Below are 20,590 nucleotides of genomic sequence, written 5' to 3'. Positions count from 1 at the left end.
GTCAAGCGATCTCGGTCAGGCGGCCTTCATAGCTGACAAGCTCACCGATCAAGGGAAGCGCGGATTTTACCTGAAAGAGGTGTGCGTCCCCGTCAGCCCGCTCCCGCGCGCTGACAGCAGGACTCAGCCAGCGCGGAAGAGGCAGGCCCCACAGCGTTGCATGCTGAAGGTGGAAATCAATGCCTTCTGAATGCCCGATCAACTGCAGCGTCAGAATAAACGGGCCGACTTGCTCTTTGAGTACAAATTGACCGTTGCATTTTTCAACGGTTTGGTGGGTCTCGAAAACGCGCCCGCCATAGTCGCGGTTCAGCGTTTCCCCGTGATCATGCCGGGTCACGGTAATCCGGGCAGGGACATTCGTACCGGATTTCGGGAGGCCCATCAGATCCGCCGCGAAATTTGCCAATGGGTTAAGTGTGCGGCGGATATCTGCTTTGCCCTCGAACACAACAACCGGGTCCGGGGAATGGAGCCGCCGGGTCATCGCCGGCAATTCATTCCAGGCCGGCCCGAGGACGCGTTGATAGGCGGTTTTGCTCACCGATTGAGATGCCCGGTGATGACGTAACCGAGGATGTCCGCGACCTGTGACGGCTCGGTCGTGGTGGCGAGCGCTGCTCCATCGACCTCCTTCATCGCATGGGTCAAAGCGTTATCGCGCAGCGTGATCAGTGGCGTGCCGAGGGCGGCGGCATAACCGGCATCAAAGGCGGCATTCCATTGCCGGTATTTGTCGCCAAAGCGGACCACGACGATGTCGGAGCGTTCTATCAGCGTGCGGGTACGAATGGCGTTGATCTTCGCGCCCTTATTGTCGCGCCAGAAGGGTTTGTCTTCTTCGCCCAGGATCACCGCGCCGCAATCATCTGAATCCGTGTGAACCGTCACGGGGGAGACAAACTCCACGGGCAATTGCTTTGCTTTAGCAGCGGCGATGATCTGCTCGCGCCAATCGGTGTGAATTTCGCCGGACAGATACACGGTCCAGATGGCTTCGCTCATAGTTTTTCCTCGTCCAGTTCGATTTCTTCTTCCAGCTCGACCGCACCTTCGAGCCAGATGGAATTGTCGTCGCGCCAGTCGATCATTAACTCGCCGCCGTCAACAGTGATGCGGCACTTCCGGTCCAGAAGAGCTTTGCGATGGCCTGTGACAACGGCGGCTGCCGCCCCGGTTCCGCAAGCCAGCGTCAGGCCGGCCCCACGCTCCCAGACGCGCAGCGAAACATGGTCCCGGTCATGGATTTCCATAAAGCCGACATTCACGCGCTCGGGAAAAAGTGGATCGTGTTCTGCCTTTGGGCCCAGTTCTGCGATGGGCAGACCATCCAGTGTTTCGACCGGAAACACGATATGGGGATTGCCCATGGATGCTGCGCCCGGTGATTCCAGACGCATACCGCCTGCCTCAAGGCTATAATCCAGAGCGATGGTGTCCATCTCCCGGGCGAGCGGTATGTCACGCCAGCCTGTCCGGGCGGGGCCAAGATCTACACGCACCGAAGCATCACCTGCCGCTTCAGCGCGGGTGACTCCATAAGGCGCATCCAGCCAGATTTCCGGTTTGCCTGTGTCCTGCATAAGGAACCACCCCGCGCATCTTGCGCCATTGCCACAGGCGCCAGCCTCGCTGCCGTCGCGGTTCCATATCCTATAGCGCGCATCGCCGTGAATACTGCCGGACAGATAAAGCAGTTGGTCAAATGCATGGTGTTTCGCCAGCTCGCGCGTGACACCAGCGCTCGGCGCTGTCTGATGGTCACGGCCATCGATCAGAAGAAACCTGTTGCCCGTTCCGTTCATCAGACAAGCGCGCATGGCAGTTTCCTAACACGGTTTCACTTGAATCCCGGCGTCTGCGCGCTAGGGATACACCCAGCAATATGTGGGGAGAGAACCTGATGCTGCAACGCTTTTTGACCGCGACCGCCGCTGGTGCGCTGTTGGTCGCGTGCTCACCTGAAACACCGGAAACTCCGGAAGCGCCAGAGACACCGGAAACCAATATGAACGAAACAGAAATGCCGGAAACCGAAACGGCTTCTGCCGAGCCTGACATTGTGCAGATCGACCCGGCGGACGATCCTCGGGTCTGGTTGGAAGAGGTCGAAGGCGAACGCGCCCTGGAGTGGGTCGAGGGGCAAAACGAGCAAGCATTCGCCCGCCTGCAGGGCGATGAGCGCTATCAGGGATTTTACGACGCGGCGCTGGAAATCTACCAAAGCAATGACCGTATTGCTTACGGATCCTATCAGAATGGCTATATCTGGAATTTCTGGCGCGATGCGGAAAACACGCACGGCCTGTGGCGCCGGACCAGCCTCGAAAGCTATCTGTCCGATGCCCCTGACTGGGATGTTGTGTTGAATCTGGACACGGTCGCTGAAGAAGAAGGCGTCAACTGGGTCTGGCAGGGCTCCAACTGTCTCGGCCCGGATTTTAATCGTTGCATTATCACTCTGTCCGATGGCGGCCAGGACGCGTCCGTCCGCCGCGAATTTGACATGGAAAGCCGCAGCTTTGTTGACGGCGGCTTTGGATCGCCGGAAACCAAGGGCGGGATCAGCTGGGTCGATGAAGACACTGTGCTCTACGGATTTGCAACAACGGACGAAAATTCGACCACGTCTGGTTATCCGGTTTCCGTCTATCGCTGGGAACGTGGCACGTCGATGGAAGACGCAGAAGAAATCCTGCGCGGTGACCGCGAGGACGTTGGCGTCTGGGCGTTCCGCGTCGAAGACAATGCCGACAATGTCTACATGATGGCGTCGGAGGCAGACACTTTCTTCGAAACCACCTGGTGGTATCTGCCAATGGATAGTGAGCCGGTCAGCCTGCCAATCCCGGCACGGTCGTCCCTGACAGGTCTTTACAATAATCAGCTTCTTCTGACCCTTGAGGAGGAATGGGATCGCGGCGAAGGCGAGACCTATCCGCAGGGCGCGCTCCTGTCGTTTGACATGGGCGAGTTCACGCAAAGCGGTGAGATCGGCGATGTGGCGACAGTGTTTGTACCAGGCGCGCGCCAGTCGATTGGTGGCGTTGGCATTTCCAATGGCACCGTGCTGATCCAGATCGATGACAATGTCACCGGCCAGCTTTGGCGCTTTGACTTTGACGGGTCGGAGTGGTCGTCCAGCCAGATTGAAACGCCGGAAAACCTGACGCTGGGCCTGTTCGGCACCAGCGCGCAGCACGATCTGGCCTTCCTCAACGCTGAAGGCTTTCTGACGCCGGATTCGCTTTATGTGGTTAACGCCGAAGAAGGAACGGTCACGGTCGCAGACTCGGCTCCGACCTGGTTCAATGATGAAGACCTCGTCGTGGAACAGCTGGAAGCGGAATCCACTGATGGCACGATGATTCCGTATTTCGTGGTTCGTCATCGCGACACCGAAATGAATGGCGAAACACCGACGCTGCTTTATGCTTATGGCGGCTTTCAGGTCTCTATTCAGCCGAGCTATTCGGGCGTTCGTGGCCGTCTCTGGCTGGAGCGCGGCGGTGCCTATGTGGTCGCGAATATTCGCGGGGGTGGTGAGTTCGGTCCCGCCTGGCACCAGGCGGGCCTGAAGATGGACCGCCAGCGCATTTATGATGATCTGATCGCGGTGGCAGAAGACCTGATCGATACCGGTCTGACGACCCCGCGCCGTCTGGGCGTTTATGGCGGGTCGAATGGCGGTCTGTTGACCGGCGTTATGTATACGCAGCGTCCGGATTTGTGGAATGCCGTGGTCTCGGCCGTGCCGCTTTTGGACATGCTGCGCTATCATATGCTGCTTGCAGGCGCGTCCTGGATGGGTGAATATGGCGATCCGAACAATCCGGATGAGGGCGAATTCCTGCGCTCGATCTCGCCCTATCACAATGTCGATGCAAACGGCGATTATCCGGAGATTTATCTCTACACCTCCACCAAGGATGACCGGGTGCATCCGGGCCACGCCCGGAAGTTGGCGCATCTCCTCGAGAGCCTTGGCCATCCTTATGTCTATTATGAAAACACGGAAGGCGGTCACTCTTCTGCGGCCAATCTGGCCGAGAGCGCCCGCCGGGATGCGATGCTCTACACCTTCCTGACGCAGCAGCTGATGGATTAGGGCAAGCTGGCGAAAGTCAGACTCTCGTTGACGCAAATGAGAAACCCCGGAGGTTCGCCTCCGGGGTTTTTTTTAAAGCAATCCTTCCACCACACCGGCGATCAGCCGGGCTTCCGCTTCGCGCGCCGAGCCCTTGCGCCAGGCTATGCCGATCTCACGGCCGATGACGGCAGGTGTGAAGGGTTTCACATCCAGACCCAGCCCGTCCGCCACACCGCCCTCGACCGCCAGGCGCGGCAGGAGCGTGGCGCCAAGCCCTGATTTCACCATCTGGGCCAGCGTGTGCAGGCTGGTCGCGGCAAAGTCTGTGCGCGTCGCCGAGGCTGAACACACCGCCAGCGCATGATCGCGCAGGCAGTGCCCGTCTTCCAGCATCAACAGTTTTTCATCGTCCAGATCGCGCGGAGAGATGGAGCTCTGTTGCGCGAGCCGGTGATGAGGCGCGGCGGCAAACAGAAACTCATCGCCGCCTACGGCCACGCTTTCGATACCCGGCGCGTCATACGGCAGGGCGATCAGCGCGGCATCCAGAGTGCGGGCGCGCAAGCCCTCCAGAAGGCGGGCGGTCAAATCCTCTCGCAAATAAAGCTGCAGCTTTTCGTGTGCCGCCGAGACGACCGGCAAGAGCCTTGGCAAGAGGAAGGGCGCAATCGTCGGGATGACGCCTAGCCGGAACGGACCGCTTAAAGGTTCACCGGCGGCGCGGGCGGCCTGCACCAGATCCTCGGCTTCGGCCAGCGTCGTATAGGCGCGCTCGACCGCGGCTTCTCCGGCCGGGGTCAAAGCTGCACCGCGAGCCCCGCGTTCCACCAGAATGACGCCCAATGTTGCTTCCAGCTCTTTGATGGCGGCTGACAAGGTCGGCTGTGTCACGCTGCAGACCTCGGCGGCGCGCGAGAAATTACCTTCCTCGGCAAGGGTCACCAGAAAACGCAGCTGGCGCAGGGTGGGGAGGAGAATCGTCTGACTCATGGTGTTATCGACATAAATTATATCTGAGACAAAAACAATTCATTTGCTTTATCATTAGCTGAGCCCTATGTCCCGCGTCGCTCGAGGGAAATTTTCCTTGAACAGCTATTCAAACGATTAAAAGACGAGGTCAGTCATCATGATGGGAATTGGCGAAAAATTGCCGGAATTTGAAGTTGTTGGCGTCAAGCCGGGCTTTATGGAGCACGAAGAGAACGGCGAGAGCGCATTCGAGCCGGTCAATCAGGACAGCTTTGAAGGCAAGTGGAAGATCATCTTCTTCTATCCGAAGGACTTCACTTTCGTTTGCCCGACCGAGATCAAGGCCTTTGCCGATCTCAATGACGAGTTTGCCGACCGCGACGCCGTGGTTCTGGGCGGCTCGACCGACAATGAATTCTGCAAGCTGGCCTGGCGCCGCGATCACCCGGATCTGCACAAGCTGCCGATCTGGCAATTTGCTGACACCACCGGTTCGCTGACGGACGCTCTGGGTGTGCGTTCTGACGAGGGCGTTGCCTATCGTGGCACGTTCATCGTTGATCCGCACAATGTCATCCAGCACGTCTACATCACGAACCTGAATGTGGGCCGCAATCCGGACGATACGCTGCGCGTGCTTGATGCGCTGCAGACCGACGAGCTTTGCCCCTGTAACCGCGCCGTGGGCGGTGAAACTCTGGCCGCGTAACCCATCGCGACCTGACCGGAGGCGCACCGGGCCCCTCCCCCATAGCCCGGTGCGCCTTTCCGTTATTTGATCGGAGAGACACAAGATGAGCCTCGATACGCTGAAAAACGACCTGCCGGAATATGCCAAGGATTTGAAGTTGAACCTGTCGAGCCTGGCGCGTGAAACCGTGCTGGATGATGACAAGAAGTGGGGCACCTTCTTGGCCTCTGCCCACGCTGTGGGCGTGCCGTCCGTGGTAAAGGCCATTGAAGCCGAGGTAGCAGGTGCGCTCTCTGATGAAGCCAAGAATGCTGCCAAGGCCGCCGCGGCGATCATGGGCATGAACAATGTCTATTATCGTTTCGTCCATCTCGCCTCGGCCAAGGATTACAAAACCCTGCCGGCCAAGCTGCGCATGAATGTCATCGCCAATCCGGGCGTCGACAAAGCCGATTTCGAGCTGTGGTCGCTGGCCGTCTCTGCCATCAATGGCTGCGGCATGTGCATCGACAGCCACGAAGCGGAATTGCGCAAGCACGGCATGTCTGCCGAGCAGGTTCAGGCGGCTGTACGGATTGCCTCGACGGTAAACGCAGTTTCGGCGGTCTTGCGCGCTGAGGCGGCTGCCGCCGCCTGAGTGGGTCTCAAGTGATTCAAAACACTGAAGAAGGCGGTCCTTGGGCCGCCTTTTTTACATTTTGATCAATTTTTTTTGACGATTGAAGGCAAATCTTAAATTCCTGTTTCTTTTCATAAAACAATGTGCCTGGCCGGTATTTTTGACGTTATAAAAAAAGTCCGTATAGTCACTAATTATGGTTCGTATTCCTTACCTGCCCAACCCACCGTATCCGGATGGACACAACCCGCACGATGCCGGGGAGGCAGCGGAATCACGTCACTATTTCTCACGTAACACCATGCGGCGGGCCAATTCTTATGAGGATGTCGGCTGGCCGCGCCTATTGGTTCAGGCGGCGATTGCCCTGCTTTTAATGGCAGCTGTGCTGGTTCCGGCTTCAGGCGGCCTTGGCGTGTTGGCCTTGTTGGCCGGCGCTGTTTTTCTCCTGATCACAGCCTTTGTCGCGGGTGCAAAGCTGTTGGGGGCGGCAAGCCGTCATTGACGCCGCCTAGACCTCGCCTAGTCTGCCGGGCAACAGACCGGAGGCGGGGAGGCCTGAGCTCATGAAATGGTGGTTTGGCATTACGCTGTGGAAGCGGGTAATGGGTGCGCTGGTGCTGGGCGTGCTGTTCGGGCTGGCCCTTCAACAAATCATGCCGGATAGCGCGGAAGCATTTCTGGAATCCTACATCGCACCTTTCGGTGATATTTTCATCGCTCTGATCCGCATGATGATTGTGCCCCTGATTTTCACCACGCTCGTGGCGGGTGTGGTGGCCATGAAGGAGCCTGCCAAGCTGGGAACGCTCGGCGTGCTCACTATTGGGCTTTATCTGGCGACGACCTTCTTTGCGAACATCATTGGCTTGACGGTGGGAACCATTATGCAGCCTGGTGCCGGCGCGGCAGAGGCTTTGTCCGTGGCGACCCCTGAGGCCATCTCTCAAGAGCGGCCGTCCGGATGGGATCAGATATTGATGATTATCCAGAACCCGGCAGCGGCCATGGCCGAGGGCAATATCCTCGCCATCATCTTCTTTGCTCTGCTATTCGGCATTGGCATCCTGGTGGCGGGCCAGAAAGGCGAAGTCGTTGGCAAGTTTTTCGACAGCGCGTCTGACGTCGTCCTCAAGGTTACGACCATCATCATGGAAGCCGCGCCCTTTGGCGTGTTCGCACTGATTTCCTATACGACTGTGGCGTATGGCATTGAGGCCTTCCAGTCGATCTTCTGGCTGATCCTGACCGTCTATATCGGCCTCTTCATCCATGGCCTGATTGTCTATGGGGGATTGATCAAGGTCGTATTGCGGTTGCCGGCAATACGCTTCTTCCGTGGAATTTTCGACGCTCAGGCGGTGGCTTTTTCAACTTCTTCAAGTTCCGCAACGCTTCCTGTCACGATTACCAATGCCAAACGCAATTTGGGCATCAAGGGCAGCGTGGCCGGCTCCGTCCTGCCTCTTGGCGCAACCATCAATATGGACGGAACTGCGCTTTATCTGGGCATTCTGGCGCTCTTTGCCTCTCAGGCCTTCGGGATAGAATTGACCCTGGCGAACTATGCGATGATCGCAATCACTGCAGCTGTGGTGTCAATCGGGGCGGCGGGTATTCCGTCCGCCTCGCTTTTCCTGTTAGCGACGGTGTTGTCGACCTTCGGAGCGACACCAGAACAGATTGCCCTGGTCGTTGGCTTTATTCTACCCGTCGACCGGATCATGGATATGGCGCGCACGGTTGTGAATGTGACCGGCGATGCGGCCGTTGCCACAACGGTTGCCAAGTGGGAAGGTGAGCTGGATGAGGAAACCTTCCGCGATCCAGCGACGATCTAACGGATAGGAGCCGATCCTATGCGCCTGACCACCACACGGATCATCGAGCTGGTCGTTGCGGTCAGCGTGGTGGTTATCTCGGTTGTCTCTCTATTTGTGGCGGTGGAGCAAAGCCGTGTGCAGCGTCAGACGCTGGAAGCCAGCGTCTTGCCAGTCATTCAGTACGGGTCAGGCAATTATGTTTACGAGCGCGATGAATGGGTAATGACGCTCAACTTCACCAATACGGGAATTGGTCCGGCGGAGCTGCGGCACCTGAAGATGTCCTGGAACGGGGAAGAAATTCGCGATACGTCTGTCTTCCTTTCACAGTGTTGTGTCCCTGAAAGCGTGCCGCCTGAAGAGCGCCTTTCATTTATTCACAACGCTTTTCGCGAACGGCAAATGGCCTTTCTGTTTGACTCTGTTGAAGGTCGCTTTTTTGCCCCGCAGGAAAGCGTCGATTACATCACCTTCCGACAACCGGATGCCACCTCCCAGCCGGTTGGCCATCAAATCTGGCTGTCCCTTGATCGTGTACGCCATCAACTGGAAATCGACGCCTGCTATTGCTCGGTGTTTGAGGATTGCTGGATGGCGCGGTTTCCAGCGCAGACGCGCGAACGCGTCGACATGTGCCCGGTCCGCGACTAGCTGCCACCTTCCTGCCCCAATCGCGAAATAGCGTTGCACCATGGGATGGGTGCGGTTTCTGCTTGCCGCTGCGGCGTTTCCCGCGATTGTCGCGGGCATCTGGATCGTCCTGCCGTCCGCAACGCCGGACACCGGCGATAATGCCGTGCCGGTCTATCTTGCAGAACCTGTAGGCAGCTGTAGCGCCTTGCAGGGCGTATCTGTCGACCTGGCGCGAACGGCGCAGCGCGACCTGGAGGCACAGCCCGCGCTGGCGCTTGCAACAGCGAGCGACGCTTTAATCGCGGCTGAACTGGCCCGGGCGGTGTGTGAGCCGGCAGAGTGGGCAGATCCGAAAATCCTCAGCATTCCCGCTGCGCTCCAGCACGAGGCTTATCAGCGCCTGTCTACAGGCGGAATATCGGACTTTCATTCCGCCTGTGAATCGCTTGAAGCCGGTATTTTGAACACGGAAGAAAGCCGCAGATTAATCGTCGCCAATGGTCAGCTTGATTATGCGCTGACGCTGCACAACGCGGCATCTGATCAAGTGTGTACAGACCGGCCCCGTCATCGGATCGGGCCGCCGGTTCAGCCTCTGTTCGAGGATTCCGGTATTTAGGGGCGGGTCATGTTCGCCATGAAAAAAGCCTGCCGGAAAGGCGGGCTTTCAACCATATGCTGCTGAAATGCGCTTAGCTTTTCTTGGCGCGGCCGTTCTGCATGCCACGGCCCGTGGTGCGTTCGGCGATCCGGGCAGATTTACCACGGCGGCCCCGCAGATAGTAAAGCTTGGCGCGGCGGACAGAACCGCGGCGGACGATCTCGATCTTGTCGACATTCGGAGAGTGAACCGGGAAGACGCGCTCCACACCTTCACCGAAGGAAATCTTGCGAACTGTGAAGCTTTCCTGCAGGCCAGCGCCGGAACGGCCCAGGCACACGCCTTCAAACACCTGGATCCGCTCACGCTCGCCTTCCTTGATGCGAACATGGACTTTCAGCGTATCGCCCTGATCGAAATCAGGGTGAGATTTCTCGCCCAGTACACGGGCAGCTTCAGCGTTTTCAATCTTCTCGATGAGGTTCATCGGTTGTCTCCTTGCTTCCGGATATAGCGTTCCCACAAATCCGGCCGCCTTTCCTTTGTCGTCTGCTCGGCCATTTCCCGGCGCCAGCGGGCCACAGCCCCGTGATCACCGGATAACAGCACCTCAGGGATCTCCTCATCCTCCCACACGCGCGGCCGCGTATAGTGCGGATATTCGAGGAGATCACCCTCGAAACTTTCTTCCTCGGCCGAGGCCGGATCCCCCAACACTCCGGGGATCAGGCGCACACACGCCTCAATGAGGCAGAGCGCGGCCGCTTCACCGCCGGCGAGAACCGCGTCACCGACGCTGATCTCCTCCAGCTTGCGCGCTTTGACGACCCGGTCATCCAGGCCCTCAAAACGCCCACAAAACACGACTACGCCGGGGCCGTCCGCCCATTCCCTGACGCGGGATTGGGTGAGGGGGCGGCCCCGCGGGGTCATGTAAATCAACGGCCGTTCCTCATCACCTGAGGCGTGCACCGCATCAATTGCCGCTGCCGCTACGTCCGGGCGCAAGACCATTCCGGCCCCGCCGCCAGCAGGCGTATCGTCAACGGAGGCGTGCTTATGACGGGAAAATTTCCGAATGTCCACCGTTTCTAGCGCCCATAATCCCTTCTTTTGCGCAGCCCCGATCAGGGAGACGCCCAAAGGGCCCGGAAAGGCCTCTGGAAAGAGGGTGAGAACACTGGCGGTAAACATGGGAGGCGGCGTTTAGCAGGCGGAATGCGCCTTGGCGAGTCGGGGGTTAGTCGGGTGTACAGAGATTGGGTAGCGAGACAGGAGGGGCTTGGGTTTCCTGTTCGGAATAGCGTCGGCCCCGTTCCACGAAGATAACGGCGGCTGACACGCTAATCTCGTCGGCCATGCAATAAGCGGTGTCCGTCGGCAGCAAACGTGCGTCTGATAAAGCGTCCGCCAGAGCTCGCTCACCACTGACGATCAACCGGTTATGCCGGTCGGCCCCATCGACCAGGCAATAGGTTTGCAGATCAGCCAACCGTCCGCCGCTGTCGGGGCGCGCTGCGATCGAGCAAGCCAAATGTCGATAGCCCCGCTCCACTATCCGTGGAGGAATCTGGACATGCCGGTAAGTGACATATTGGCCTGGCGCTGGTGCCCACCGCCCGTCTGAATTCGTCATTACAATTGCGGGCGCGACGCCGGTGCCGTTTGCAAATCGTTCCGACAAGTCGATCTGGTCAAGGCTAGATTGTGCAGCAATCTGGGCTTCTGGGTCAGCGGAGCCACAATCAGCCGATAGGGAGAAGATTGCACTGCTACGTCGGCCTTCATCTATGTCCGCGCTAACGGCGCATTCAATGGTGGTCGAAGTCTGGGTCAGCAAAGCAACGAGCAGCCCGGCAATCATCTAATCCTCCTCACAACTGGGCACGTCGGGAATGCCGGGTGAGGCGGCCTCCGGCAGAGGAAACTCGACGCTGTAGATCTGTTCAACCTCGGTGTCGGTATCGACAAAGAATGACCGCCGGATGGCGCGCCGCATTTCGCGGATATAATCGCCGCGAAAATCACTGGCGCGGCAGCGGATGCAGATGTTTTCCGGCTCGCCATCGATAATGTCATAGCGCGCTGTACAGGCGCCCGGCACGTTCGCCCGCACCGGGTTGGCCGGATAATAGGCATTGATCCGCGCGATCACACCGGGCTGAACCTGCCAGTCCACCCCGTCTTCTGTTTCCACGCGCACGAAATGCACCCGTCCCGGCACATCGCGGATGGATAGATCGCGTAGGACCGAGCGGGCATCCTGGACCTGACGCCTTGTCTGGCGGATCAGGCTCTCCTGATTTTCCACCTCCGGACAGGTCACCTGAACGCGCTGGGTCCGGCCTGAACGGGTTTGAAACACGCTGTCGCAATAGACCGTATCGGCCGGTTGTGCGGCTTCAGGTGGCGCCGAGAGGGACACTGACAAAATAAAAAGAGTGGCGATCATGGTCTTTTCTCGATTCAGCTCATCTTCTCACACGGCATCCGGCGGGTGGATCCAGAAACGGCCTGCTCGACTGTCTTCAGTCGACATCAGTCACATATGGACGCAAACCGGCCACTCGGCGCGGTGATCCGTCCTGATTGTGGCATCACTCCGAACTCTGCGCCTTCACCCGAGGCCTGAATTCGTAATTCGGCCTGATGGCAATAGCGGCTATTTGTGGGCAGAAACCGCGTGTCATCCAGCACGTCATTCAACGCGTCCAGAGCCGCGGAAATGATATGTTCATGCCGTGCGGTGTCATCGCTGAAGCAGCGCGTCTCAACCCGTTCGGGCACGCCGCGCCGGTCGGGCCGCGCGCTCCAGGTGCAGGTGATGGACTGGCCAGAGTTTTCAAGCATGTCATGCGGAAACTCCAGCGGGACCGTCAACAGAACCTGGCCTTCAACCGGTGCCCAGCCGGCATCGGTTTCTACAAAAGCCAGCCGGGTTGGGACCACAAGCGGGTGATCGGAAAAGACACGGGTGTTGAGATCCTCAATCGCGGCATCGGCAGCCGATTGCAGGCCGTCAAACTCTGCCGGACAGTTGGCGATGACTTGAATAACAGGCGGACGCGCCTCCGGGTCATGGCCGACATCAATCGGACAGTCGATTTGCGCCGGCGTTTCCTGAACCAGCACAAGGCTGAGAATGATCCCGATCATTGTCCGCCTCCGCCACAGCTTGGCGTTTCCGGGAAGGACAGGGCCGGACGCTCGTCCAGCGTGAAAGCGTACCGGTAGATGATTTCGCCGGGCTGTTCGGTATTCACCAGCACAGAGCCATGGATGGCCTCGCGCATAGCATTGCGGAACAGGCCAGGTTCGGCGTCAGCATTGCAAGCGGTACAAATATTCTCGGCCTGTCCGTCGATGATATCGAACCGCGCAATGCAGGAGGCCATCCAGTCACTCGGACTCGCGCCCAGCGGATAGTCAGGCTCGCGCAAGGTGATCGCACCGGGTTGAATGGCCCAGTAGACGACGCCATCAACTTCATAGCTGGTATAGGTGACCTGTCCGCTATCCCGGCGGTTCTCGCTGCGCCCGGACATTTCCGAAGCGAAATCCGTATGCGGCACGCGGATTTGCGCCATATTCACCTGATCGCTCGTGGTCCAGCGCAGCCAGTCATGACCCGGCACATCCGGGCATTCTGACCGGGCCCGGATTGCACCATGACGGCGCATCAGATACCGGACATGGCAGGTTATCCGTTCCGGCACAGGCGCAGCCTCTTCCTGACCCAGGAAGGCAAGCGCGAAAATAAACTCAATGATCATTGCAACAAGCAGAACCCGATTTGCTGATGGGCCTTATTAAGGTTGATCCGGGCCTGAGATTCAAGGGATTTCGGGTGGGCCGGAGCAAGTCCGCCAGCTTTCCCGATCCCTGCATTGGCAGGCGCCGTGTGCAAGACTAGTCGCACATGGAAGCGAAGCGTTGTGCTTCCGAGCCCTCAGGGATCACGGATGTGATCAGACCCAGCTCAATTCCATTGCCCGACGGAAGAATGCGCAGATGTGCCTCATGGCAATACGGGTCTTCCGTCGGCAGGAAACGCGTCGCTTCAATGGCGGTTTCAATGGCGTCGACCGCAGGCCTGACCAGATCATCACGCCGCACCGTGGCTTGGGTATAACACCGGACATTCGTACGCCGCGGCACGCCTTCGCGGCTGGGCCGGGCACCCCAGGTGCAAGTGACGGTGTCCTCCGCGACAGCCAGCCAATCGAGCGGATAATCAAGACCGGCAGACAGGATGATCTGACCTCTCCCGGCCTGCCACCCCTGAGCGGTCTCCAGGAAATGAACTTGTTCGGCTGCGGCAGTGGCGTTGCCGCTCCGCACCCGCAGATCCAGAGAGCCCAGCGCGCGATCGGCCGCAGACTGTAATCCTGGCAGGCCTTCAGGGCAGTGAGCGCGAAGCGCAATATCGCCATGACGTGACGCGCCGGACTGGACAAGCTCAAGAGAACAGGATGCCTCTACTGGAACGCCCTGCGCCATCAAGGTGCCGATTATCAAAGCCAGCATCGTCATTCAGCCTCCTGACAATCGGGCGTATCTGGAAATTCCGGCACCGGCCGCTCATCGAGCGAGAACACGAAGCGGTAGACAATATCAATGGGCGTTTCTGTGTTCACATAGATCGAGCTGTATACCGCTTGGCGCATCGACCGCCGGAAATGGCTGGGAACATCTTCGGCATTACATGCAACACAGGCATTGCCTGGCCGGCCATTCACGACACGAAAATGTGCCACACAGGCCGCATTCCATTCGTTCACGAAGGCCGGTTCCGGATAGCGCGCAGCCCGCAGGGAGATGGCTCCCGGCTGAATAGCCCAGTAGGTCTCACCGTCCACTTCATATCGCGCATAGCTGACCTGACCTGTCTCGCTCAGGCGGCTGTTTTCCTGTCCGACTTCCCAAATGGTATTTTCGTTCGGGCGCCGGATCTGCGCCATATTCACCTGATCCCGCGTGGTCCTTTCCAGCCAGTCCTGCCCCGGCACATCCGGACAGGCCGCTCGCGCTCGAATGGCACCATGCCGGCGTAGCGAATAGGTGGTGTGACAGGTCACCTGATCCGGGAGGGAAGCGGAAACGCCCTCGCCCAGAAAGGCCATTGCCAGCATCCATTCGATCATGTCCACCTCCCGCACGCGCAAGTTTAGCCGGGCAGTTGGACAGGTCCAGCATAATCGGAAACTAGCCGTCTTCGCTCAGATCCGGTGGAACAATGGTGACGGTGCGAGCGGCGATGTCGACAGCGGGCACGGCCTCCCGGGTGAATGCCACAAAGAAGCGGCCTTTCGGTCCGTCAATTTCCAGAAGATCACCCGCGCCGAAATTCTGAACGGCGGCGATTTTCCCGGCGAGCTGGCCGCTTTGGTCAAGGGCAGTCAGGCCCAGAAGGTCGGTGATATAAAATTCATCCTCGTCCGGTGCAGGCAGGGCCTCGCGCGGGGCATAGAGGTTCGTACCGCGCAAAGAGTCGACCTCTTCGCGGGACAGGTTTTCTTTAAGAGTGACGACAAAGCCGTCTTTCACCGGCCGCCATTTGACAGGGGTCAGGAAAGGCGCGCCCGCCTCGTTGAGAAACGGGCCATAGGTAAAACAGGCCTCGCGCTCGGCGGTGAAGGACTGAAGCCGGGCTTCGCCCTTCACGCCGTGTGCGCCCTTTATACGGGCAATGGTGATGAGTTTGTTTCCCATCACCTGCCGGTCGTGGCTGCCGCGAAGTTTGCCAAGAGGATCTAGTCCTCTTTTTTCTCTTCTTCGGCCGCTTCTTCAGCCGGAGCTTCCTCCGCGGCGGCTTCCTCGGCCGGGGCTTCTTCCTCGGCCGGTGCAGCAGCGGCTTCTTCTTGAGCGGCTTTCAGCTCGGCTTCTTTTTCAGCCTTCTCGGCGAGACGCTCTTGCGCTTTCGCACCCGGCTTGGCTTTTTGCGGGTTGTTACCGCGTTCCCAGGCATAGGTGTCCGGAGCGGCTTCATGCATGAAGCGGGCAACGCGATCGGTCGGGCGCGCGCCTTTGGCATACCATTCGCCGATCTTTTCCATGTCGAGCTTTACGCGCTCGGCATCTTTGGGAAGCATCGGGTTGTAAGAACCGACTTTCTCGATGAAACGGCCATCACGCGGCATGCGCGAGTCCGCCACAACGATGCGATAATAAGGGCGTTTCTTGGAACCGCCGCGGGACATACGGATTTTCAGGGACATGTTGGTTTTCCTTGGGTGTTAAACGATTAATGGGTTGAAACTTATTTCTTACCGAAACCAATCGGCAGGCCGTCGGGGCCAAGCTGGGGCGCGCCGCCCAGGCCGGGCAGGGTGGAGCCGCCGGAATTTTCGTTGGAGCCGCTGAGGCCGGGCAGTTGTTCACCGCCGCCGGATTTATTTTTCATGCGCTCGAGCAGCATCGGGTCGGGACCTGCGCCCATGCCTCCGGGCGGCGTCATGCCGGCCATCAGGCCTTTCGGGCCTTTCTTGCCGACTTTCTTCATCATGTCGGCCATCTGGCGGTGCATTTTCAAAAGCTTGTTGACCTCCGGCACGCCGACACCTGCACCAGCGGCAATCCGCTTGCGGCGCGAGGCCTTGATCAATTCCGGCTTCTTGCGCTCCTGCTTGGTCATGGAAGAGATGATGGCGGCCTGCTTTTTCAGCATGCTGTCATCCATGCCAGCGGCAGCGGCTTGCGCCTGCATCTTCTTGTTCATGCCGGGCAGAAGGCCCATCACACCGCCGAGACCGCCCATTTTCTGAAGCTGTTTGAGCTGATCGGCGAGGTCGTCCATGTCGAACTTGCCCTTCGCCATCTTGCGGGCGAGGCGTTCGGCCTTTTCCTTGTCGACGTCTTCGGCTGCCTTCTCGACGAGGGCGACAATATCGCCCCGGCCCAGAATACGGCCCGCCATGCGTTTGGCGTCGAACGCGTCCAGCCCGTCGACCTTTTCGGAAACACCGACATATTTGATCGGCAGGCCTGTGACGTGGCGCATGGAGAGCGCAGCACCGCCGCGGCCATCGCCATCCATCCGGGTCAGGACCAGACCGGTCAGCGGCAGGCGTTCGTGAAAGCGGCGGGCGGTTTCTACGGCATCCTGACCGGTCAGCGCATCAGCGACCAGCAGGGTTTCGCGCGGATTGGCGGCATCAGAGATTGCCTTGGCTTCCGCCATCAGATCTTCATCGATGGAGGTGCGGCCTGCGGTATCGAGGATGACCACATCATAGCCTTGCAGGCGTCCGGCCTGCAGAGCACGCTTTGCGATATCAACCGCACCCTGACCTTTTACGATCGGCAGGAAGCCGGCTTCGGCCTGTTTGGCCATTTGCTCGAGCTGCTCCATCGCCGCCGGGCGGCGCGTGTCGAGCGAGGCGAGCAGGACTTTTTTCTTTTCACGCGTCTGGATGCGGCGCGCCAGCTTGGCCGAGGTGGTGGTTTTACCCGAGCCTTGCAAACCGGCCATGAGGATGACGACGGGCGGTTCACCGGTGAGGGACAGTCCTTCCGGTTCACCCTCTCCGCCCAGTAGGTCGACCAGGCCGTCATGGACGATCTTGATAACTTGCTGGCCCGGCGCGACGGCGCGGATGACGTCTTCGCCGATGGCGCGGTCTTTGACCTTTTTGACGAAGTCCTTGACCACGGGCAGGGCGACATCGGCTTCCAGCAGCGCAACGCGGATCTCGCGCAGGGCGGCATCAACGTCCTTTTCCGAGAGGACGCCGCGCCCGGTGAGTTTGTCGAAAACCCCGGTAAGCCGTTCTGTCAATGCGTCGAACATGTGTCCGCCGTCTCCTGCTTCTGCTCACATGCAGACATAGGGATTACCACCCCGGTGAGCGAGCCTTCGCCGACCGCGGGACCTCGCCGATGTCTTGCACCGGTCAAGGCAAGTCTCCCGACTTGCATGTGTGAGCGGCGGGCAATACGCGCCGCCCGCTGAAAAGTCAAGAAATGCGGCAATCAGGCGCTTGCGAGGCGGGCGAGGCGCGCGCTAGCCTCAATGTCAGGAGGTGTGATGGGTCAGGAAGTAGAAAACCGGGAATATGTTGACGAGCAGGCTTTCGTAAAGCGCCTGCGCGCGGAAACCGGTCTGGTGTCCGGCTGTTACAAGCAGGACAAGTTCGAGCGCTTTGATCCACCGATGATCGGCGCGGAGGTTGAGGCCTGGCTGGTCGATGAGAACTGGCTGCCGGCGCCGAAGAATGGCGAATTTCTCGACACGCTGAATGAAGACCTCGCTACGCATGAGCTCGCCCAGTTCAATTTCGAGCTTAATCTGGATCCGCATCATCTGCCCGGTGGTCTGCCCAGGCTGAAAGATCAGATCGACAGCCTGTGGGCGGATTGCACCAAGGCCGCTGATCAACTGTCGCTAAAACCCTTGATGATCGGCATGGCTCCGACGCTCATTCAGGACATGATGTCGCTCGACACCATGACGCCGACCAATCGCTATAGGGCGCTGAACGAGCGGGTGATGGAGGTGCGCGGTGCGCCGACAAAGGTCGAGATTGCGCGCCGGGAAAAACTGGAACTCGCCCAGAACCATTTGATGATCGAGGCGGCGTGTACCTCGCTGCAAACCCACCTTTCGATCAATCCAGGTGAGGAGGCACGCCAATATAATGCGGCCCAGCTGGTCGCTGCGCCTTTAACCGCGCTGTCGGCGAATTCACCCTTCCTTTATGGCCGCCGCCTGTGGGAAGAAACGCGCATCCCCGCATTTGAACAGGCGATCGGGATCGACAGTTTCCGCAGCCGCGATGGCGCAAAGGTGGGCCGGGTCACTTTTGGCGCGAACTGGCTGCGTAACAGCTTTATGGAGCTGTTTCTGGAAAATCTGGACGGCCATGATCCGCTTTTGCCACTGATTGAGGAGTGCGAGGCTGAGCAGCTGCGCCATTTCAAACTTCAGAATGGCACGCTGTGGCGCTGGAACCGGCCGATTGTGGGTGGGGATTGCCATGGCACGCCGCATCTGCGGATCGAAAACCGGGTCACACCCGCCGGGCCGACCCCGGCAGACATGGTGGCCAATGCGGCCTTTTTTATCGGGCTGACGCGTTATCTGGCGGCGGCCGAAACCCCGCCGGAAAGCGAGATGAAATTCGCGGTGGCCCGCTCGAATTTCTATGCCTGCGCGCGCCGGGGGCTGGGTGCGAAAGTAACCTGGCTGGATGGAGAAACCCATGACGTTCAACGGCTGATCCATGACCTGTTGGCCGATCAAGCCACAGAAGGGTTGATCGCGAATGGCGTGCCGGCTCATGAAGCCAAAGCCATATTAGAGCCCATCAGTGGCCGGGCCAAAACCGGTCAGAATGGCGCGGCCTGGCAGCGCGGCTGGGTGAATTGCCATGGCCGGGATTTCCAGGGTCTGGTTGCGGCCTATTATGAACGTCAACAACAGGGACGGCCGGTACATACATGGCGGATCTAGAGCTGAGACTGGACCGGTTGGATCATTTGCCCGGCGCGATGGCGCGCACGGCGGCCAAAGATGTACGCAGCCTGTTTCCTGAAAGCGCGCTGATCACTTTGGAGGGCCGCAACAAGCAGCCACTATTCGTCTCGGCTCTGGTGCATGGCAATGAGACGGTGGGCTGGGAGGCTCTGAAGAAGCTGCAGGCCTGGATGGCCCATCATCCTCTACCGCGTTCCCTGATCATTTTTATCGGCAATGTCCGCGCCGCCGAGCTGCAAACCCGAATGGTGCCGGGCCGCCCCGATTATAACCGCATCTGGCTGGGGGGCGGGAATACGCCCGAACACCGCCTTGCCGATGAGGTGAAGCAGATCGTCAAAGCCGCAAACCCGTTTGCCGCGATTGATCTGCACAATAATACCGGGGCGAACCCGCTCTATGCGCTGGTGCACACCGATGATCCCGCGCATTTACAGCTCAACAGCCTGTTTTCTCCGCATGCCATGCTGACCCACAATCCGCCCGGCACGTGTTCGGAAGCCATGTCGGCTTTCTGCCCGGCGATCACGGCCGAATGCGGCCATTCCGGCGTGGCCGCGAATGAAGAGGCGGCGTTCAACCTCGTGCTGGATGTCCTTCATCTGGACCATTGGCGCGGGGCACCGGATCGGCCGCTGGATGTCTATACTGTTCAGGGCCGGATGCTGATCTCGCCAGACGCGGCCATGACATTTGAACATGGCGCGCCGGGGGATATCGAATTTCCGGCCAGTCTGGAGAAATGGAATTTTTTTGAACGCCCGGCGGGCTCAACCTTTGCGCGATTATTGAATGGTGGCACGCCTTTGCGGGTGGAAACCGAGACGGGTCAGGACGTCACCGACATCTGCTTTTCGCGAGAGGGTGACCGGCTGGTGCTGAAGCGCGATTTCACCCCCTCCATGCTGACGGTCAATGAAGACGCCATCCGCGCCGATTGCCTGGGCTATCTGATGGAGCGGACGGGATAATGGAAAAACCGAGCACGATCGAAGATTACCATCTGGCGCAATCGGAAACTGACCGTGCCATATGCGACGCCTTGCGCCAGGAAATTGATCGCGGTCTGCCGGGTGCCGAAAGCAAGATGTGGCATGCGCATCCTGTGTGGTTTCTGAACGACAATCCGATCGTCGGGTATGGGAAGCTAAAAGACTGTATCCGCTTGATGTTCTGGAGCGGGCAGTCCTTCCAAACACCCGGACTCAAGCCGGATGGTTCGTTCAAAGTTGCGTCAGCGCGGTTTACTCACCCAGACCAGATTGATCGGAACAGCTTGCAAGCCTGGCTTATAGACTCCCGCGAAGTTCAGTGGGATTACAAGAATATCGTCAAACGCAAGGGCCGTCTGGAACGACTGAGCTAGCCGCGTGCCCGCAACCGCCTTGCCAGTTCGGGCAAGGCGAGAACCAGCCATATCGCTGCCCAGATGTTTCCCAGGATCGGCAAAGGCGCAATCCAGATGGCGGCCCGCCACCAGGTTTTCTCAAAAAACGCGATGAACAGCGCCAGGAAGAAGAAGCCGAGATAAAGGTCAAACAGCGTCACCCGGCCCCAGGGATCGCTCGTCAGCCAGCCACCAGCGGCACCAAAATCGCCCTGTGTGATGGCCAGCCAGATCAGAACACCCAGCACGAATGCGCCGATGGCAACCAACAGTCTTGAGAGGATCATGGGCGTCTCCTT

The 20,590-nt window shown here is 59.1% G+C and carries 26 protein-coding genes; 10 read left to right on the top strand and 16 right to left on the bottom strand.

Annotation, left to right across the window (positions count from 1 at the left end; genetic code table 11):
- Position 1 precedes the first annotated feature (1 nt).
- Genes ACO079_RS09085 through dapF form a run of 3 tightly spaced genes read right to left on the bottom strand, consistent with a single transcriptional unit; the run spans position 2 to position 1,820 of the window.
- Entirely contained in the window at positions 2-544 is a 543-nt protein-coding gene (locus ACO079_RS09085; RefSeq protein WP_421789431.1) for a DUF4166 domain-containing protein, read from the bottom strand.
- Positions 541-1,005 carry a YtoQ family protein gene (locus tag ACO079_RS09080; RefSeq protein ID WP_421789430.1) on the bottom strand — a complete coding sequence of 155 codons (465 nt, stop codon included), beginning with the start codon at positions 1,003-1,005 and terminating at the stop codon, positions 541-543. The genes ACO079_RS09085 and ACO079_RS09080 overlap by 4 nt, the downstream gene beginning before the upstream one ends.
- Positions 1,002-1,820 (bottom strand): diaminopimelate epimerase, encoded by an 819-nt coding sequence (gene dapF, locus ACO079_RS09075; RefSeq protein WP_421789429.1) that lies wholly within the window; start codon positions 1,818-1,820, stop codon positions 1,002-1,004. The genes ACO079_RS09080 and dapF overlap by 4 nt, the downstream gene beginning before the upstream one ends.
- An 83-nt stretch (positions 1,821-1,903) precedes the next feature.
- Between dapF and ACO079_RS09070 the strand changes: the two genes are divergently transcribed.
- Positions 1,904-4,108 carry a prolyl oligopeptidase family serine peptidase gene (locus ACO079_RS09070; protein WP_421789428.1) on the top strand — a complete coding sequence of 735 codons (2,205 nt, stop codon included), beginning with the start codon at positions 1,904-1,906 and terminating at the stop codon, positions 4,106-4,108.
- Between the two features lie 72 nt (positions 4,109-4,180).
- Here ACO079_RS09070 and ACO079_RS09065 read toward each other — a convergent pair whose 3' ends face one another.
- On the bottom strand, positions 4,181-5,080 hold the full coding sequence (locus tag ACO079_RS09065; RefSeq protein ID WP_421789427.1) for a hydrogen peroxide-inducible genes activator: 900 nt from the start codon (positions 5,078-5,080) through the stop codon (positions 4,181-4,183).
- A 139-nt stretch (positions 5,081-5,219) separates the two neighbouring features.
- Between ACO079_RS09065 and ACO079_RS09060 the strand changes: the two genes are divergently transcribed.
- The 6 genes from ACO079_RS09060 to ACO079_RS09035 all read left to right on the top strand — a co-directional run bounded on the left by ACO079_RS09060 (position 5,220) and on the right by ACO079_RS09035 (position 9,447).
- Positions 5,220-5,771, top strand: a complete 552-nt coding sequence (locus ACO079_RS09060; protein ID WP_421789426.1) for a peroxiredoxin — start codon at positions 5,220-5,222, stop codon at positions 5,769-5,771.
- Between the two features lie 85 nt (positions 5,772-5,856).
- Positions 5,857-6,390 (top strand): carboxymuconolactone decarboxylase family protein, encoded by a 534-nt coding sequence (locus tag ACO079_RS09055; protein ID WP_421789425.1) that lies wholly within the window; start codon positions 5,857-5,859, stop codon positions 6,388-6,390.
- A 178-nt stretch (positions 6,391-6,568) separates the two neighbouring features.
- Positions 6,569-6,877 carry a hypothetical protein gene (locus ACO079_RS09050; RefSeq protein WP_421789424.1) on the top strand — a complete coding sequence of 103 codons (309 nt, stop codon included), beginning with the start codon at positions 6,569-6,571 and terminating at the stop codon, positions 6,875-6,877.
- A 61-nt stretch (positions 6,878-6,938) separates the two neighbouring features.
- Entirely contained in the window at positions 6,939-8,213 is a 1,275-nt protein-coding gene (locus tag ACO079_RS09045; RefSeq protein ID WP_421789423.1) for a dicarboxylate/amino acid:cation symporter, read from the top strand.
- An 18-nt stretch (positions 8,214-8,231) separates the two neighbouring features.
- On the top strand, positions 8,232-8,846 hold the full coding sequence (locus ACO079_RS09040) for a hypothetical protein (RefSeq protein ID WP_421789422.1): 615 nt from the start codon (positions 8,232-8,234) through the stop codon (positions 8,844-8,846).
- Between the two features lie 40 nt (positions 8,847-8,886).
- Complete coding sequence (locus ACO079_RS09035) at positions 8,887-9,447, top strand: hypothetical protein (RefSeq protein WP_421789421.1); 561 nt, start codon at positions 8,887-8,889, stop codon at positions 9,445-9,447.
- Positions 9,448-9,520: 73 nt separating this feature from the next.
- Here ACO079_RS09035 and rplS read toward each other — a convergent pair whose 3' ends face one another.
- The 11 genes from rplS to ffh all read right to left on the bottom strand — a co-directional run bounded on the left by rplS (position 9,521) and on the right by ffh (position 17,218).
- Positions 9,521-9,916, bottom strand: coding sequence for a 50S ribosomal protein L19 (rplS, locus tag ACO079_RS09030; protein WP_421789420.1), 396 nt, complete (start codon positions 9,914-9,916; stop codon positions 9,521-9,523).
- A complete protein-coding gene (gene trmD, locus ACO079_RS09025) occupies positions 9,913-10,623 on the bottom strand; it encodes a tRNA (guanosine(37)-N1)-methyltransferase TrmD (protein WP_421789419.1) in 711 nt (236 codons plus the stop codon). Before trmD ends, rplS begins: the two co-directional genes overlap by 4 nt.
- Before the next feature lie 46 nt (positions 10,624-10,669).
- On the bottom strand, positions 10,670-11,293 hold the full coding sequence (locus tag ACO079_RS09020; RefSeq protein WP_421789418.1) for a hypothetical protein: 624 nt from the start codon (positions 11,291-11,293) through the stop codon (positions 10,670-10,672).
- Complete coding sequence (locus tag ACO079_RS09015) at positions 11,294-11,881, bottom strand: hypothetical protein (protein ID WP_421789416.1); 588 nt, start codon at positions 11,879-11,881, stop codon at positions 11,294-11,296.
- A gap of 86 nt (positions 11,882-11,967) precedes the next feature.
- A complete protein-coding gene (locus ACO079_RS09010) occupies positions 11,968-12,585 on the bottom strand; it encodes a hypothetical protein (RefSeq protein WP_421789414.1) in 618 nt (205 codons plus the stop codon).
- Entirely contained in the window at positions 12,582-13,202 is a 621-nt protein-coding gene (locus tag ACO079_RS09005; RefSeq protein WP_421789413.1) for a hypothetical protein, read from the bottom strand. The genes ACO079_RS09010 and ACO079_RS09005 overlap by 4 nt, the downstream gene beginning before the upstream one ends.
- A 136-nt stretch (positions 13,203-13,338) precedes the next feature.
- Positions 13,339-13,962: a hypothetical protein gene (locus ACO079_RS09000; protein ID WP_421789412.1), complete on the bottom strand. Its 624-nt coding sequence runs from the start codon at positions 13,960-13,962 to the stop codon at positions 13,339-13,341.
- Entirely contained in the window at positions 13,959-14,573 is a 615-nt protein-coding gene (locus ACO079_RS08995) for a hypothetical protein (RefSeq protein WP_421789410.1), read from the bottom strand. The genes ACO079_RS09000 and ACO079_RS08995 overlap by 4 nt, the downstream gene beginning before the upstream one ends.
- A 61-nt stretch (positions 14,574-14,634) precedes the next feature.
- Positions 14,635-15,141 carry a ribosome maturation factor RimM gene (gene rimM, locus ACO079_RS08990; RefSeq protein WP_421789409.1) on the bottom strand — a complete coding sequence of 169 codons (507 nt, stop codon included), beginning with the start codon at positions 15,139-15,141 and terminating at the stop codon, positions 14,635-14,637.
- 41 nt (positions 15,142-15,182) lie between these two features.
- Complete coding sequence (rpsP, locus tag ACO079_RS08985) at positions 15,183-15,647, bottom strand: 30S ribosomal protein S16 (protein ID WP_421789407.1); 465 nt, start codon at positions 15,645-15,647, stop codon at positions 15,183-15,185.
- A 41-nt stretch (positions 15,648-15,688) separates the two neighbouring features.
- Positions 15,689-17,218 carry a signal recognition particle protein gene (ffh, locus tag ACO079_RS08980; RefSeq protein ID WP_421789405.1) on the bottom strand — a complete coding sequence of 510 codons (1,530 nt, stop codon included), beginning with the start codon at positions 17,216-17,218 and terminating at the stop codon, positions 15,689-15,691.
- A 237-nt stretch (positions 17,219-17,455) separates the two neighbouring features.
- Between ffh and ACO079_RS08975 the strand changes: the two genes are divergently transcribed.
- Genes ACO079_RS08975 through ACO079_RS08965 form a run of 3 tightly spaced genes read left to right on the top strand, consistent with a single transcriptional unit; the run spans position 17,456 to position 20,270 of the window.
- Entirely contained in the window at positions 17,456-18,880 is a 1,425-nt protein-coding gene (locus tag ACO079_RS08975) for a glutamate-cysteine ligase family protein (RefSeq protein WP_421789403.1), read from the top strand.
- A complete protein-coding gene (locus ACO079_RS08970) occupies positions 18,868-19,875 on the top strand; it encodes a peptidase M14 (RefSeq protein WP_421789401.1) in 1,008 nt (335 codons plus the stop codon). Before ACO079_RS08975 ends, ACO079_RS08970 begins: the two co-directional genes overlap by 13 nt.
- A complete protein-coding gene (locus ACO079_RS08965) occupies positions 19,875-20,270 on the top strand; it encodes a DUF1801 domain-containing protein (protein WP_421789400.1) in 396 nt (131 codons plus the stop codon). The genes ACO079_RS08970 and ACO079_RS08965 overlap by 1 nt, the downstream gene beginning before the upstream one ends.
- Here ACO079_RS08965 and ACO079_RS08960 read toward each other — a convergent pair.
- Positions 20,267-20,578, bottom strand: coding sequence for a DUF1475 family protein (locus tag ACO079_RS08960; RefSeq protein WP_421789398.1), 312 nt, complete (start codon positions 20,576-20,578; stop codon positions 20,267-20,269). The genes ACO079_RS08965 and ACO079_RS08960 overlap by 4 nt on opposite strands.
- Between the last annotated feature and the right edge of the window lie 12 nt (positions 20,579-20,590).

This window comes from Hyphobacterium sp. (genome assembly GCF_965228115.1).
In the GTDB taxonomy this organism is placed as follows: Bacteria; Pseudomonadota; Alphaproteobacteria; order Caulobacterales; family Maricaulaceae; genus Hyphobacterium.
This window is presented reverse-complemented; position numbering and strand designations above follow the sequence as displayed.

Excerpts from the sequence above, each read along its gene's own strand:
- ACO079_RS09080 (WP_421789430.1), bottom strand. The coding sequence starts at position 1,005 with ATGAGCGAAGCCATCTGGACCGTGTATCTGTCCGGCGAAATTCACACC.
- ACO079_RS09065 (WP_421789427.1), bottom strand. The coding sequence starts at position 5,080 with ATGAGTCAGACGATTCTCCTCCCCACCCTGCGCCAGCTGCGTTTTCTG.
- rimM (WP_421789409.1), bottom strand. The coding sequence starts at position 15,141 with ATGGGAAACAAACTCATCACCATTGCCCGTATAAAGGGCGCACACGGC.
- ACO079_RS09005 (WP_421789413.1), bottom strand. The coding sequence starts at position 13,202 with ATGATCATTGAGTTTATTTTCGCGCTTGCCTTCCTGGGTCAGGAAGAG.
- rpsP (WP_421789407.1), bottom strand. The coding sequence starts at position 15,647 with ATGTCCCTGAAAATCCGTATGTCCCGCGGCGGTTCCAAGAAACGCCCT.
- ACO079_RS08965 (WP_421789400.1), top strand. The coding sequence starts at position 19,875 with ATGGAAAAACCGAGCACGATCGAAGATTACCATCTGGCGCAATCGGAA.
- ACO079_RS09055 (WP_421789425.1), top strand. The coding sequence starts at position 5,857 with ATGAGCCTCGATACGCTGAAAAACGACCTGCCGGAATATGCCAAGGAT.
- ACO079_RS09000 (WP_421789412.1), bottom strand. The coding sequence starts at position 13,962 with ATGACGATGCTGGCTTTGATAATCGGCACCTTGATGGCGCAGGGCGTT.
- ACO079_RS08975 (WP_421789403.1), top strand. The coding sequence starts at position 17,456 with ATGGGTCAGGAAGTAGAAAACCGGGAATATGTTGACGAGCAGGCTTTC.
- ACO079_RS09045 (WP_421789423.1), top strand. The coding sequence starts at position 6,939 with ATGAAATGGTGGTTTGGCATTACGCTGTGGAAGCGGGTAATGGGTGCG.
- ACO079_RS08960 (WP_421789398.1), bottom strand. The coding sequence starts at position 20,578 with ATGATCCTCTCAAGACTGTTGGTTGCCATCGGCGCATTCGTGCTGGGT.
- ACO079_RS08995 (WP_421789410.1), bottom strand. The coding sequence starts at position 14,573 with ATGATCGAATGGATGCTGGCAATGGCCTTTCTGGGCGAGGGCGTTTCC.
- ACO079_RS08970 (WP_421789401.1), top strand. The coding sequence starts at position 18,868 with ATGGCGGATCTAGAGCTGAGACTGGACCGGTTGGATCATTTGCCCGGC.
- ACO079_RS09015 (WP_421789416.1), bottom strand. The coding sequence starts at position 11,881 with ATGATCGCCACTCTTTTTATTTTGTCAGTGTCCCTCTCGGCGCCACCT.
- ACO079_RS09035 (WP_421789421.1), top strand. The coding sequence starts at position 8,887 with ATGGGATGGGTGCGGTTTCTGCTTGCCGCTGCGGCGTTTCCCGCGATT.
- ffh (WP_421789405.1), bottom strand. The coding sequence starts at position 17,218 with ATGTTCGACGCATTGACAGAACGGCTTACCGGGGTTTTCGACAAACTC.
- ACO079_RS09010 (WP_421789414.1), bottom strand. The coding sequence starts at position 12,585 with ATGATCGGGATCATTCTCAGCCTTGTGCTGGTTCAGGAAACGCCGGCG.
- trmD (WP_421789419.1), bottom strand. The coding sequence starts at position 10,623 with ATGTTTACCGCCAGTGTTCTCACCCTCTTTCCAGAGGCCTTTCCGGGC.
- ACO079_RS09020 (WP_421789418.1), bottom strand. The coding sequence starts at position 11,293 with ATGATTGCCGGGCTGCTCGTTGCTTTGCTGACCCAGACTTCGACCACC.
- ACO079_RS09060 (WP_421789426.1), top strand. The coding sequence starts at position 5,220 with ATGATGGGAATTGGCGAAAAATTGCCGGAATTTGAAGTTGTTGGCGTC.
- ACO079_RS09070 (WP_421789428.1), top strand. The coding sequence starts at position 1,904 with ATGCTGCAACGCTTTTTGACCGCGACCGCCGCTGGTGCGCTGTTGGTC.
- rplS (WP_421789420.1), bottom strand. The coding sequence starts at position 9,916 with ATGAACCTCATCGAGAAGATTGAAAACGCTGAAGCTGCCCGTGTACTG.
- dapF (WP_421789429.1), bottom strand. The coding sequence starts at position 1,820 with ATGCGCGCTTGTCTGATGAACGGAACGGGCAACAGGTTTCTTCTGATC.
- ACO079_RS09040 (WP_421789422.1), top strand. The coding sequence starts at position 8,232 with ATGCGCCTGACCACCACACGGATCATCGAGCTGGTCGTTGCGGTCAGC.
- ACO079_RS09050 (WP_421789424.1), top strand. The coding sequence starts at position 6,569 with ATGGTTCGTATTCCTTACCTGCCCAACCCACCGTATCCGGATGGACAC.